At 70.5% G+C, this 13906-nt stretch carries 9 protein-coding genes and 1 pseudogene; 6 read left to right on the top strand and 4 right to left on the bottom strand.

The genetic code is table 11. The annotated features are described in order from the left end of the window. The first annotated feature begins 28 nt into the window (after positions 1-28). Positions 29-2557 carry a glycosyl hydrolase family 65 protein gene (locus tag HET64_RS27065; protein ID WP_251145929.1) on the top strand — a complete coding sequence of 843 codons (2529 nt, stop codon included), beginning with the start codon at positions 29-31 and terminating at the stop codon, positions 2555-2557. A 353-nt stretch (positions 2558-2910) separates the two neighbouring features. On the opposite strand, the gene HET64_RS27060 is transcribed toward HET64_RS27065, so the two are convergent. Then, positions 2911-4020 carry an SPFH domain-containing protein gene (locus HET64_RS27060; protein WP_215109779.1) on the bottom strand — a complete coding sequence of 370 codons (1110 nt, stop codon included), beginning with the start codon at positions 4018-4020 and terminating at the stop codon, positions 2911-2913. 49 nt (positions 4021-4069) lie between these two features. After that, complete coding sequence (locus HET64_RS27055) at positions 4070-4507, bottom strand: NfeD family protein (protein ID WP_215109778.1); 438 nt, start codon at positions 4505-4507, stop codon at positions 4070-4072. A 389-nt stretch (positions 4508-4896) separates the two neighbouring features. Here HET64_RS27055 and HET64_RS27050 point away from each other — a divergent pair, with 389 nt between their 5' ends. The 5 genes from HET64_RS27050 (at position 4897) to HET64_RS27030 (ending at position 11672) form a co-directional block, all read left to right on the top strand. Next, the gene (locus HET64_RS27050) at positions 4897-5706 is read left to right on the top strand and encodes a hypothetical protein (RefSeq protein ID WP_251145928.1); all 810 of its coding nucleotides are present in this window, start codon (positions 4897-4899) and stop codon (positions 5704-5706) included. Between the two features lie 293 nt (positions 5707-5999). Further along, positions 6000-7247, top strand: a complete 1248-nt coding sequence (locus HET64_RS27045) for a helix-turn-helix transcriptional regulator (RefSeq protein ID WP_215109777.1) — start codon at positions 6000-6002, stop codon at positions 7245-7247. A 287-nt stretch (positions 7248-7534) separates the two neighbouring features. Continuing rightward, on the top strand, positions 7535-8329 hold the full coding sequence (locus tag HET64_RS27040) for a toll/interleukin-1 receptor domain-containing protein (protein WP_215109776.1): 795 nt from the start codon (positions 7535-7537) through the stop codon (positions 8327-8329). Continuing rightward, on the top strand, positions 8326-10311 hold the full coding sequence (locus HET64_RS27035; RefSeq protein WP_215109775.1) for a hypothetical protein: 1986 nt from the start codon (positions 8326-8328) through the stop codon (positions 10309-10311). The genes HET64_RS27040 and HET64_RS27035 overlap by 4 nt, the downstream gene beginning before the upstream one ends. Then, a complete protein-coding gene (locus tag HET64_RS27030; RefSeq protein WP_215109774.1) occupies positions 10308-11672 on the top strand; it encodes a hypothetical protein in 1365 nt (454 codons plus the stop codon). Before HET64_RS27035 ends, HET64_RS27030 begins: the two co-directional genes overlap by 4 nt. A gap of 235 nt (positions 11673-11907) precedes the next feature. Here HET64_RS27030 and HET64_RS39285 read toward each other — a convergent pair. Both HET64_RS39285 and ychF read right to left on the bottom strand, forming a co-directional pair. Then, positions 11908-12246 (bottom strand): annotated as a pseudogene (locus tag HET64_RS39285) (ATP-binding protein); the annotation flags it as partial. 16 nt (positions 12247-12262) lie between these two features. Then, positions 12263-13351, bottom strand: coding sequence for a redox-regulated ATPase YchF (gene ychF / locus HET64_RS27025; RefSeq protein ID WP_215109773.1), 1089 nt, complete (start codon positions 13349-13351; stop codon positions 12263-12265). Between the last annotated feature and the right edge of the window lie 555 nt (positions 13352-13906).

Here is a 13906-nt window from a genome sequence, read left to right as displayed (position 1 = left end):
GCCCTGACCGGCCGTGCCCGCTTGCGGCATGACGGCCGGTCAGGGCGGTCCCGGGACCTCCTGGGCACCGACATCCACCCGTTTCGGGGAGGCCGCCGGCTACGACCCGTACATCGGCAACGGCTACCTCGGCCATCGGGTCCCCCCGGCCGGAGCCGGTTACGCGGCCACCGGCGAGAAGACCGGCTGGCCGCTCTACACACCCCGCTACGACGGCGCGTTCGTCTCCGGGCTCTACGCCCGGGACAAGGCCGTCTCCGAGGGCCGCGAGGTGATCGCCGGGCTGCCGAGCTGGACGAACATCGATGTGGGCGTGGGCGAGGAGATCCTCGGCCCGGACACCCCGGCGGGCCGGATCTCGCACTACCGGCAGACGGTCTTCCTCTCCTGCGGCCTCGTGCGCACCTCACTGCGGTGGACGACGGCCGACGGCCGGGCCACCGACCTCGTGTACGAGGTGCTGGCCGACCGGTCCGACGTCCACACCGGAACCGTACGCCTGCGGATGACGCCACGCTGGAGCGGCACCGCGACCATCACCGGCCGGCTCGACGACCGGGGCGCGCGCCGGATCACGCTGCGCGAGGACGGCACGTTCCTGACGCTGGGGACCGGGATCGAGGGGGCTCTCGCCCAGACGATGCGGCGCGGCTCGGGCGTGGTCGAGACCCTGCGGCCGGGGACCCGTACGCCCCGGAGGGCGACCCCGGTCCGCGCGGGCCGGACGTACACGTTCGAGAAGTACGTCGGCGTCGACACCGCCCTGACTTCCCGCGCCCCGGCCGAGGACGCCCGCGAGGCGGCGCACCGGGCGGCACGGCGCGGCTGGGACCGGGTCTTCGCGGCGAACGAGGCCGCCTGGCGCGAGGCCTGGTCCGCCGATGTGCTGGTCCCGGGGGACCGCCGGCTCCAGGGCTGGCTGCGCTCGGCCCAGTACGGGCTGCTGGCGAGCACCCGGCGCGGCTCCTCGGACAGCATCGCCCCGGCCGGTCTGACCAGTGACAACTACGCGGGCATGGTGTTCTGGGACGCCGAGACGTGGATGTTCCCGGGACTGCTGGCCACCCGACCGGAGCTGGCGCGTTCGGTCGTCGAGTACCGCTACCGCACCCGGGACGCGGCCCGCGCGAACGCCGAGGAGTACGGCCACCGGGGCCTGTTCTACCCGTGGACCAGTGCGAGCCGGGGCCGTATGGACTCCGAGTGCCAGAGCTGGGACCCGCCGCACTGCCTGACCCAGAACCACCTCCAGGGCGATGTCTCGCTGGCCGTCTGGCAGTACTACCTGGCCACCGGCGACCGCGACTGGCTGGCGGCGAGGGGCTGGCCCCTGCTCCGGGGCATCGCCGAGTTCTGGGAGTCGCGCGCCACGGCGAACGCGGACGGCAGCTACTCCGTCACCGACGTGGCGGGCCCCGACGAGTACAGCAACGGCGTCGACGACGGCGTCTTCACCAACGCGGTCGCCGCCACCGCGCTGCGCAACGCGACCCGCGCCGCCCGGCTCCTCGGCCAGAGCCCGCCCGCCGCCTGGAACGAGGTGGCGGACGGCCTGCGCATCCCGTACGACGCGGAGAAGAAGGTCTTCCTCCAGTACGCGGGCTACAACGGGTCCACGATCAAGCAGGCGGACACCGTCCTGCTGACCTACCCGCTGGAATGGCCGATGGAGCCGGGCGCGGCGGCGGCCACCCTGGACTACTACGCGGCCCGCACCGACCCGGACGGCCCGGCGATGACGGACTCGGTCCACGCGATCGACGCGGCGGCGATCGGGGAGCCGGGCTGCTCGGCGTACACCTACCTCCAGCGCGCGGTACGCCCCTTCATGCGGGGCCCGTACGAGCTGTTCTCCGAGGCGCGCGGCGACAAGGCGGGCGCCGAGGACCCGTTGTCCGGTTTCCCCGCCGACGACTTCCTGACCGGGAAGGGCGGCTTCCTCCAGGTGTTCACGCACGGCATGACGGGGCTCAGGCTCCGCGAGGACGGCGTGCGCCTGGACCCGACGCTGCCGCCCCAACTGCACGAGGGCGTCACGCTGAAGGGCCTGCGGTACCGGGACGCGAGTTACGAGGTCGCGATCGGCCCCCGGACGACCACGGTCCGCCTGGCCTCGGGCGCCCCGTTCACGGTCCACACGGCAAAGGGCCCGCGCCGCCTCTCCTCGACGCTGGAGCTGCCCACCCGGCGCCCCGACCTGACCCCGACGGCCGACGCGGCGCGCTGCCGCCCGGTGACGGCGACGTCCGAGGCCCCGGGCCTGTACGCGGAGGCGGCGGTGGACGGGGCCCCGGCGACGTCCTGGTCCCCCGACGGCGCGGAGGGATCCCTGACGGTGGACCTGGGCACGAGACCCCTCCGGCTCACCTCCGTGACACCGGCCTGGAGCGACACCGCCCCCGCCTCGCACACCGTGGAGACCTCCCTCGACGGCCGCTTCTGGCGCCCCTACCTGTCGGGCGACACGGCACGCAAGGTCCGCGTGACGGTCCGCTCGGAGGACCCGGAGAAGCCGGCGGGACTGGCGGAACTGCGGGTGGAGGCGGAGAGGCGGTAGGGGCGCGCCGGGCCCGGTCGGCGTGTGCCTGTCGCACCGGTGACCGGTGGCGCCTACGGCGAGAGGCGGTGACGCCCAGACTCCCGGGCTCGGGGATCCGGTGGCTTCGCGAGCTCGGGAGCTCCGGGGCGCGGGGAGTCGGTGGCTTCGCGAGCCCGGGAGCTCCGGGGCGCGGGGAGTCGGTGGCTTCGCGAGCCCCGGAGCTCCGGGGCTCGGGAACTCCGGGGCTCGGGGGGGCTCGGGACCTCCGGCGGCTCGGGGGCTCGGGACCTCCGGGGGCTGCCAGGGCTGCTGGCCCGCCGGGCCTCCGGGGCTGCCACAGCGGCCAGGGTCCCAGGCCATGAGCCCACCGCTCAGCCGCCGGACGCCGCCCCCCGCCCCGGCAGTCGCGTCTCTCCCGCCGCCTCCGCCTCCGCCTTCGCGTCGCTCACGGCGACGGCGGCCTGCTTGGCGGCCTCGTCGGCGGCCGCGACAGCGTCCAGGGCGAGCGTGGAGTTCGCCTCGACCTCCGGGGCCCCGACATGGTCCTTGTCCGAGGCGTCGGCGTCGGTCGCGTCATCGCGCTGCGCACCCGGCGGAGGCCCGTTGCCCGACGTCTGGTCGCCGAACGCGCTGGTGACGGTGCGGATCGCCTCGGTCAGCTCGCCCGGGATCACCCAGAAGGTGTTGTTGTCGCTCTGCGCCAGATGCGGGAGCGTCTCCAGATACTTGTAGGCCAGGACCTTCGCGTCGGCGTTGTTGCGGTGGACGGACTGGAAGACGAGTTCCACCGCCTTCGACTCGCCGTCCGCCCGGAGGATCATGGCCTGCTGCGTGCCCTGCGCCTCCAGGATGTCCTTCTGCTTCGTGCCCTCCGCGGTGAGAATCTTGGCCTGCCGCTCACCCTCGGCGTGCAGGATGGCCGCGCGCTTGTCACGCTCGGCCCGCATCTGCTTCTCCATCGCCTCTTTGATGGTGTTCGGCGGATCGATGGCCTTGATCTCGACACGGTTGACCCGGATGCCCCACTTCCCGGTCGCGTCGTCGAGGACGGCACGGAGCCGGGCGTTGATCTCCTCACGCGAGGTGAGCGTCCCTTCCAGGTCCATGCTGCCGATGACGTTCCGCAGGGTGGTCACGGTGAGCTGATCGATGGCGTGCAGATAGTCGGCGACCTCGTAGGCCGCCGCCCGCGGGTCGGTGATCTGGTAGTAGAGCACGGTGTCGATGTTGACCACGAGGTTGTCCTCGGTGATCACCGGCTTTGGGTCGGACGAATACACCTGCTCGCGCACGTCGAGTTTGGTGTTGACCCGGTCCGCCACCGGCAGGACGAAGTTCAGGCCGGGCTGCAGCGTCCGGCGGTACCGGCCGAACCGCTCGATGTTGTAGCGGCGCGCCTGCGGAACGATACGTACGGTGGCGGCCACGAGAAAGACGACGACGATCGCCGCCACGAGAATCGGGATGACAACCGGATCCATACTTCCTCCTACGTCCTCCCGCGTACTGTCTCGCTGGGTGTTCAGCCGTTCACGGAAGGAGCTCGCGGGGATACACCACGGCTGTAGCGCCTTCGATCTCCATGACGTCCACCAGAGCGCCCACCGGAATCACCAGACTTTCGTCGAGAGCGCGAGCGGACCATTCCTCGCCGGAGATCTTGATCAGGCCGTGGGTCGCGGTGACCTCCTGCGTGACCTCGGCCCGCTTGCCGATCAGCGCGTCGCTGCCCTCGTAGGTCAGGGGGCCCTGCGCCATGTGCCGCAGCGCGACAGGGCGGACGAGGGCGAGGCCCGCTGCCGCCGCCAGTCCGAGCGCCACGAGCTGTCCGAGCAGGCCGATGCCCACTCCGGCCACGACGGCAGCGACCAACGCCGCGCCGGCCAGCAACCCGAAAACGAGCGTGAGAGTGAAGAACTCCGCAGCTCCGAGCGCCGCGGCGGCGAGCAGCCAAGCGAACCACGGCATCGAATCAGCCTCCCCAAGGGGATCTACTCAGCTACTTACCCCTTCTGCACCCGAGCGGAACCGTCCGGCGTGCCCGATCTACGATCGGGGCCCGTGGGCGGCGGCAGAAGAAGCTCTTGAGACGAGGTGACCCCGGGGCGCGCCAAAAGGTCCGTCCGCACCCGAGAAGGAACCAGCCATGACCGGACGACGACGGACCAAGGCAGCAGCGGCAGCGACGGTCCTGGCACTCACGGCCGGCGGACTGGTCTGGGGCTTCGGCCTCCGGGACGACGAATCGGGCAAGGACCCCGCCGAGAACTGCCGGGGAGCGCTGGCGGAGGAGGAGGCCGGGGAGTTAGTTCTTCGGCGGCGCCGAACTGGAATTCCGCGGCCACACCGGGGAATGGATGGGCCACGCGACGGAATTCTGCTCGGCGTGGGCCCGGGGCGAGAAATCCGAAGGCGTACAGCTCGAACTGACCCTCCGTCCGGCTGCGGCCCACCGCGCGAGCGGAGCGGCGGAGAATACCGGGGCGGCACCGATCGGATACGGCTGGAACGGCTCGTTCCACGCCGGACTCCAGCCCGAGGCAGCGGTGCTCGTCGACTGCGCGCCGCTGCCCGGCAAGGGCCTCCTCGTCCTGGCCTCGGCACGCGAGGACATCAGGGAACTCTCCGCCGAGCAGGTGCTTCACGTGGCCCGCTTCACCACTGAGTCGGCGCGCCGCGCGGCGGACCGCTTCGGTTGCGAAGGGGCGCTCGGTCAGCGCCCCTCGACCGTCGACCGCACCGCATGGCAGACCCGCCCCGTCACCCGGACAACGGGAACCTGCCGGGGCGTCGCCACCCCGCGGGACGCGGCCCGGCTTCGCCTCGTGACGGCTTCGGAGATGCCGGCCGGCCGCGCGCTCACCGAGGAGTGCTCCCTGAAACTGCCGACCGAGGGACACCGCATCCGCCTGACCGCGTACTACGGGCCGTCCGCTCTGCAGGAGACGTACCTGGACAAGGGCTACCCCGGCAGCGTGCAGGGCGCGGTCATGCGGTCGCACCCTTGCAAGGGTGCGCTGGGGCCGGCGTACTTCAAACTCGAGCAGCTACCGATGCCGGACTCCGAGAAGGGCGCGCGGAGCGGTGTCCGGCTCGACGACAGGCAACGCCTGCTGACAGCCTTCGAGGCCACTTCGCGTACGCGGCACGGATGCTTGGTGGACTGACCGGAGCACAGCGTGCCTTGCGCCGCAGTCAGCTCACCCGCGCCACTCGCTCCCCTCCCACGGACTGCCGACAGGTCAGAGCCGATGAGAACCAGCGGAAGAGGCAACAGGCAACGCCGCCGAACCTCGATTCCCGAGGCGCACCTCGTGCCAGACTCGATCTCGGATGCGAAGCGAAACGACTCCGTCACAACGGGTGTTCGCCGTCGGTCGTCGCCCCATCCAGCTGGACATCGGACGAAAGCCCCTCGTGAGGGCACACAGCTCTCACGGTCGCTGCCCCAAGGGAGCCAATGGTGAGTACGAATTTACGTTTTGGTCCGGAACTGCGCCGATTACGGTTGGAGGCGGGGCTCAGCCTGACCGAGTTCTCCGTGGCGCTCACGTACGACAAGGGACACCTCAGCAAGGTCGAGCGGGGGGAGCGTTCCGCGTCCCCCGACCTTGCACGGCGGTGCGACGCCTTCCTCGGCGCCAACGGCGAACTGCAGAACCTGGTCGTCCGCCCCGAGAGCGACCCGGACACTGCCGAATCCCCCGCCACTCCGAGCCTCTGGGCCGTCGGGCGCAGGGCGGTCCTCGCGGCGGGTACGGGGTCACTGATCGACCTGGGCCTGAAACTGGGCAGTCAGCCGTCCTCCGCAGCAGACCCTCTCCTGACCTCCTTCCGTACGCAGTTCGACCAGTTGCGCGAGCTCGGTCAGTCCACCGCGCCAAGGGTCCTGCTTCCCCTGCTGGAAACGCAGACGCGCATGCTCGCCGGGCTGGCCTCCGACACCCCATCCGCCACTCGGGCCCCCGCACTCCTGCTCGCGTCGCGGTTCGCGGAGTTCACCGGCTGGATGGCCCAGGAGGCAGGTAAAAACGACGCCGCCCTCGGTTGGACCGATGAGGCCGCAGAACTGGCGCGCGCCGGAGGTGATCCGTACCTCGGTTTTTACGCACTCGTGCGGCGTGCCCTGGTCACCTTCTACGGCGGAGACGCCGCAGGCACTGTCACGCTCGCCCGCCGGGCTCAGAGCGACAAAATCCCGCCACGCATCCGAGGACTCGCAGCCCAGCAGGAGGCACAGGGACACGCGCTCGTCGGCGATGAGCGTGCCTGCCTCCGCAGCCTCGACAGGGCGCGGGAACTGCTCGACAGCAAAGACGCCCGCAGCAGCGCCGGGCCGGTGATCGGCACCACCCATGTGAGCGACCCGGTGGCGATGACCACCGGCTGGTGCCTGTACGACCTCGGTCGCCCCAAGGCTGCCGCCGAGGTCCTCGACCGGGAGTGCCACCGCCTCCCGCCGCACGCGCTGCGCAATCGCACCCGGTACGGCTTTCGCAGGTCCTTGGCCCACGCCGCTTCCGGAGAGGTCGAGCACGCATGCGCGATCGCCGGGGAGCTCCTGGGGATGATGCCGGCCGTGCCCTCGGCCACGGTGAACAGCGACATCCGACGTCTGGCACGGGAACTCTCACGGTCCCGAAGCAGCCGGGCCGTAAGCGATCTGCAGCCGGCGCTGGCACGTGTCCTCGCCCCTGCCCAGGATTGACGCCGGCTCGAAACAATCCAGGCACCGGGCTTCCCGGTCCCGTCGGCTCTCCGGATCCCACGATCTCTAGCGGGCTCATCTGATTCCGCCCACGGCGCCCCGGCTATTCGGGCCGCCCGCGACCGGAGACGCACTCACTGACACACCGCCATCCCTACGGACGCCCCTGCCCTCACACGGCCGAGGCATCACGGCCGGGTCCACCAAGCCTCGGTCGCCGCTCCGCAGCGCCCGAGATTGTACCCGCTCAGCCCGTCTTCCGTCTTCCTCTCACGAAGGGAACCTTTATGCCCGAGGTCTTCGTCAACTACCGAACTGGCGATGAGGAATCCTCTGCAGCCATGATCGCTCGGGAGCTCATCCGGCGGTTCGGCAAGGATCGGATCTTCCTCGACAGTAACTCGATCAAGCTCGGACACCGCTTCCCGGCGGAACTGGTCAGGGCGGTGGAGGAATGCGAGGCGCTGCTCGCTGTGATCGGCCCACGCTGGACCGAGGTGCGGGGTGCCGACGGCCGCCCCGCCATCGAATCCGAGCAGGACTGGACCCGCCGTGAGATCGAGACGGCACTCGACCGCGGCATCCTCGTGATCCCCGTGCTCGTCGGAAAGGCCACCCGGATCGACCCAGCCGTCCTCCCGGACGATCTGCGGGAGCTGGCGGACTGCCAGTACAGGCGGTTCGACCACCGCAACGCCGACGCGGACCTCACGGCGCTCGGTGACTCCCTCGCCCGGCTGTTACCCGAATTGGGCACGGTGGACCGCGACGCCCGGGCGTCGCGGGAGGGGGCGGAGGCGAAGTCCCGCAAGACGCCCGCCCAGGACCCCGGGCACACCAGGATGCGGACGCACGACGTCGAACAGCGCGTGCGCGGCGGCATCGGAAACCTCAACGGAGACCTGTCCGGCACCTTCGTCAACGAGCCGCAGGGGCCGGTGAACACCGGCCGAGGGCATCAGTACAACGCTCCCCACTTCGAAGGGGACAACACCGGGGTCCAGTTCACGGCCGGTGACAACAGCGGTACGGTCCACCAGCGCTTCGAGCGGGAGCGCCGACGCTCGGGCGACGAACGATGACCGAGCAGGACCACGTCACCGTCAACGATCCCCGCGGCCCGGTGAACAACGGCGAGGGGCATCAGTACGTCTTCTACGGCGCCGGCTCGGACTGGATGATCCGCAAGGGGGTCGAGCCCCTCCGGATCGTCCGTGAGGACCGGGTGCGTCTGTCCCTGCGGTTCGCCCGTCCAGCGGGCTTCCGCATCGCCGCGGACCGCTTGGAGAAGCCCGGGTCGGTGGTGCTGCTGGACGCTCCGCCCGGCAGCGGCCGCCGCGCCGCGGCGATCATGCTGCTGCACGAGCTCGGCGAGGACGGCGGTGCCGATGAGGAAGGGGCCCGTTTCGAGGAACTTCCCGCCTCGGAGAAGGACGAGCCCCGCCTTGCCCCCACCGCAGGGGACCGATTCCTCCTCGATCTCTCCGGGATCGCCGACGAAGAGGCGTACGCCAAGGCCCAGCAGCTCCTGGCCGTGCGCCGGTCACAGGTCACGGAGGCCGGGGCTCACCTGGTCGTCGTCCTGCCTTCGGGGATGGCGCACGCCCACGCGCCGGACCTCGAACCGCACACGGTGACGCTGGGACGCCCCCGGGGTATCGCCGTCGTCACCCGGCACCTCCGCATGGACCGGATGGTCTTCCACTCCGCGGATCTCAGGAACGCTGACCTGCAACGCCTGTGCGACCGCTCCCCCATGGCGGAACTGGCGCGGCTCGCTGGGCTCGTGAGGGCCGCTCGTGACAGCGGGCGGTTCGGCGCGGACTTCGCGGGATGGCTCGACCAGGCGATGCACGCGGTGACCGATCGTGCCGGTGAGGTGGGCCGACAGGTGGCCGAGATCCGCACCACCCCCGAACGGGCCCTGCTGCTCGCGACGGCGATGTTCGAGGAGACCCACGCCGACACCGTCTACGAGGCGTGGCACGGCCTGATGAGGACGGTGCGGCACGAGGAAGAGACGACGACCGAACTCGCGCGGAAGGATTTCGGTGAGCGGCTGGCGGCACTCGGCATCGAGCGGGGCACGGACGGGCGGCTCCGCTTCGAGCGGCTGGCCTACGCCGACGCGGTACGGGCGTACTTCTGGGCGAACTTCCCCGGAGTGCGCGACGATCTCAGGGACTGGATCGATCGTGCCGCCGGGCTCCACGGCCTGACCACCGACGACCGGGTGAACGTCGTCGTCCGCTACGGCGAACGGTCCCTGGCCATCGGGCAGCCCGCCCACCTCTTCGAGCTCGTGGTGCGCTGGGCGGATATCGCGACCGGGACTTCTTGTGACCCGCGAGCCGTGGCGGGCCTCGAACTCGGACTCACCCACGAGGAGTTCGGCGGATGGTTCCGCAGGCGGATCTACGCGTGCGCGAGGTCCGGGCCGCTGTCGGACGGCCTTGCCCGCGTCCTGACCACCACCTGCCTCCGGAGTCTGGGCACGACACACCCGGATCAAGCGGTGGTACGGCTCCACTACCTCGCGGTACGGAAGGGGGAGGCGGCCCGCGAAGCCCGGGAGGCGCTTCTCGACTTCGTCGGCCGGGACCGTCGGCTCTACCGACTGCTGATCGACCGTCTACGGGACCGGACGCGCCAGGAGCCTCACGGATCGGAGACCCATCTCCTGCTGCTCACCGAGCTGTTGTGGAGCGACCGGGCCCCGGATCCGCCGCCGTGGCCCGACCTGTTCCTGGGCTGGCAGACCGTCTTCTCGCAGCCGCCGACAGAGCCCTGGAACCCGCTGGTGCGCAGCTGGCTGAACGCCGTGATGGGCGACAGCACGCGGGACTTGGCGCTGGACGTGATCGTCGGGGCGACACGTGGCCGCGCGGCCGCCCTCCACCGCCTCTACGCCATCGCCTGCGGTTGGGCGGGCGTATCGCCCCAGCCGTCCCGGGCGGCCGTCGCCGCCCTCCTCTGGCAGCGCATCGACCACGCGCAGTACGCCCGCACGGGGAGCACGGAGCACGCGGGTACCGGACCATTGACCACGGAAGAGGCACGATGAGACACCGCGTTTCCAGCCTGCTGTTCGTCGCCGTCTGCAGCCTCACACCGGCCGTGCTCGGAAGTCTCCTGCACTGGTCGGCATTGCTGTGGGGCTTTCTGTCCGCGGTGACGGCATCGGGCTCCCTGCTGCTCGTGATGGCTGCCCCACTCGGTGACCGGGCGCCGGCCGAACAGTACGAGCCCGGGGAACCGGAGCCACCGGCGGCGCCGGTGGAACAGCCGTACCAGGAGACCCGGGTGGTCGACGCGGCGCTGCCGAGCGCGACGGACGGTTACGACTTCCTCTTCTCCGCCACGGTGTGGTGGAGGCCGGTCCTTGACCACGCGGTGCTGTCCGACGGCGCGTCCCCAGCGCTCGCCGAATCCTCGGTCGTCAGCCGGGCTCTGGAGGTCGTCCGCCACGAGGAGCCCGGCCGGGCGAGCTTCGCGCGGTATCTCCTGGAGGGGGAGCTGTGCGTCCCGCTCCAGGACCGGAGCGGCCGGGTGCAGGCCATGGCGGCCGATGTGACGCTGGCTCTCGCTCCCGCTGACCGCGAGCGCCTGCGGAAGTTGAGCGACCTCCGCAAGGACGGGGAGGTCTGGGAGTACGAGCGTGAGCACGAGCGCAGCAAGCGTCGCTATATCGGTGACGACGTGCTCAAGAGCGCGGGCAGCGCGGTGGTGTGGTGGTTGGCCCGCCACGAGAACGAGATCGAGAAGGCGGTCGAGATGATCGGCCCGCTCGCCCAGATCTCGGCGGCGGCCAACGACGCCGAGGTGCCCGAGCTCTTCCGGCATCTACTCGTTCCGCCCGTAGACGCGCGAAGCGGAGCGACCGTCGGGGGTCCGCTGTGGGATGGAGACGGTCAGGGAGGAGGGATGTTCGACCGCGAGGAGGAAGTGGGGGTGTCGGATCGGCTGCTCCTGTTGCTGGAGGCCACGGGCCTGAAGCCGGACACGGACGAGTACACGGTGCTCGTACACCGTGTGATCCTGAGCCTGGAAATGACCGGGCTGCACGAGGCCGCGGAGGAGATCCGCCGGACCGTGCTCCCGACGCCCGACGAGACCGGAGCCGAGTGGCAGGAGGAAGAACCTTCGGCCGACGACGCCACCACGGGACCCCGGCCACAGGGCTCCCCGGCCCCCGGCGGCTCACCGTTCGCCGGCGCGGACGCGGAACCGGATACCGAAGGCGCCGAGGGGAGGGCCACACCGCAGGCAGCGGAGAGCGGCGCGGGTGAACAGGACCACAGCTGGTGGCGGCCGAGCGAGGACGACACGGTGCCGCCGCACTACTGGGACACCTCGCACAGCCCGCACCGGCCCACCTCACCTCGCGCACAGGACGAGGAAGACGAGGACGAGGGCGGGACCTGACCTTCAGGGCAGGTCGCCGACACGCCCTCGCGTCGGGCAACGACCCGATCAAGGGCAGGGGCAGGGGCCTGACTCCAAGGAGCCAGACCCCTCACGCCTGCCTGTTCGCGGACGTCGAGTCCCTGACCGGGGTGTGACAGGCAAGGGGGCAAGGTACGAAGGACTTCTCCGCGACATCTTCGGCCCCATCCCCATCCCGCTCACGAAATCCCTCGCCTCGCCTGCGATCCGCCACTCACAGGGGCCAAGCGGTCACTACATCACCGGGGCCGCAGGTTACGTCGGGTCCCGGAGATTCGACGCCGCTGCGCGACACCGCCACGACGGGAACGGGTTTCATCGGTGAGGGCGGCCCGGTGTCGATGGAGAGCTGCCAGATCGTGCGGGTCGAAGGGCGACCGCTCCAGCCACTTGATGGAGCCGAGGAAAAGCAGCTCCTTGGCGATGGGCGCGGTCCGCACCAACGATGTCGATCTCGACGTCGTTGGTGCGGATCCAGTAGCCGCCCACTGCGGGGGCCGCGGGGAGCTGGTTCGTCGGGCAGTGTCCGGGCGAGCGCCTCGCGGATGAGATGGTGCACATTCACCAGCTCAGACGTTGAAGCGGAACTCCACCACGTCCCCGTCCTGCATGACGTAGTCCTTGCCCTCCATGCGGGCCTTGCCCTTGGAGCGGGCCTCGGCGACCGAGCCGGTCTCCACCAGGTCGGCGAAGGAGACGATCTCCGCCTTGATGAAGCCCTTCTGGAAGTCGGTGTGGATCACACCGGCCGCCTCCGGGGCCGTGGCGCCCTTCTTGATGGTCCACGCGCGGGCTTCCTTCGGGCCTGCAGTGAGGTAGGTCTGGAGGCCCAGGGTCTCGAAGCCGACGCGGCCGAGGGTGGCGAGGCCGGGCTCTTCCTGGCCCATGGACTGGAGCAGTTCGAGGGCCTCGTCGTCGTCGAGCTCGATCAGCTCGGACTCGATCTTGGCGTTCAGGAAGATCGCCTCGGCGGGGGCGACCAGGGCGCGCTGGTCGTTCTTGAAGTCCTCGTCGACCAGTTCGTCCTCGTCGACGTTGAAGACGTACAGGAACGGCTTGACGGTGAGCAGGTGCAGCTCGTGGAGGAGCCGGCCCTTCTCGGTGGCCGCCGTGATGCCCGCGGCGAACAGCGTCTGGCCGGACTCCAGGATCTTCTGGGCCTCCTCGACCGCGGCGAGGACCGCGACCTTCTCCTTCTGGAGACGGGATTCCTTTGTCAGACGCGGGACGGCCTTCTCGACGGACTGGAGGTCGGCGAGGATCAGCTCGGTGTTGATCGTCTCGATGTCGTCCTTGGGCGAGACCTTGCCGTCGACGTGGACGACGTTCTCGTCCTTGAAGGCCCGGATGACCTGGCAGATCGCGTCGGACTCACGGATGTTCGCGAGGAACTTGTTGCCCAGGCCCTCGCCCTCCGAAGCGCCCCGGACGATGCCGGCGATGTCCACGAAGTCCACCGTCGCCGGAAGGAGCCGCTGGGAGCTGAAGATCTCCGCGAGCTTGTTCAGGCGCGGGTCCGGGACGCCGACCACGCCGACGTTCGGCTCGATCGTGGCGAACGGGTAGTTGGCCGCCAGCACGTCGTTCTTGGTCAGGGCGTTGAACAGGGTCGACTTGCCGACATTCGGCAGACCGACGATTCCGATCGTGAGCGACACTTTGGCGACTTCCTGGAGTGAGGAGGGGGTCAGGGGCGTCCGGGTCCGGCTCGGCTGTTCGGCCGGGTCCCGGAGTGGACCGATTCTCCAGTTTACGGGGCGGCCCGGTGGGTCCGGACAGTGCGGTTTCACGGGTCCCTCCCACCCACCTGGTTGGGGCCGTGCCGCCGCCAGGGTCCCTCCCTCCGTCCGAGCGGCGCGGTGCCTCCGGGCCCTCCCCCGGTCAAACCGTGCGGTCCCTTTCCGGTTCGATCCGTGCGGTCCCTCCGGCCCTTCCCCGGTTCAAACCATGCGGCCCCTACGACCCCTCCCCGGTTCGATCCGTGCGGTGCCCCGGCCCCTCCCCGGTTCAAACCGTGCGGTACCCCCGGGTCCACCCCCGGCTCGAACCAGGTGATCGGCCGGGCCACTTCCGTCGGTCCGAACAGTGCGCCTTTCGGCCGTGTGACATCGAACGCAACGCCAAGGTCGGCCAAAGCGCGTGTCCAACGCCTGATTCCCCGCCCCCCGCGACCTACGTTGTTCAGGTGGAGCAGCACAGGACACGTCCCCCGC

This window comes from Streptomyces sp. McG3 (assembly GCF_018619185.1).
Taxonomy (GTDB): domain Bacteria; phylum Actinomycetota; class Actinomycetes; order Streptomycetales; family Streptomycetaceae; genus Streptomyces.
This window is presented reverse-complemented; position numbering and strand designations above follow the sequence as displayed.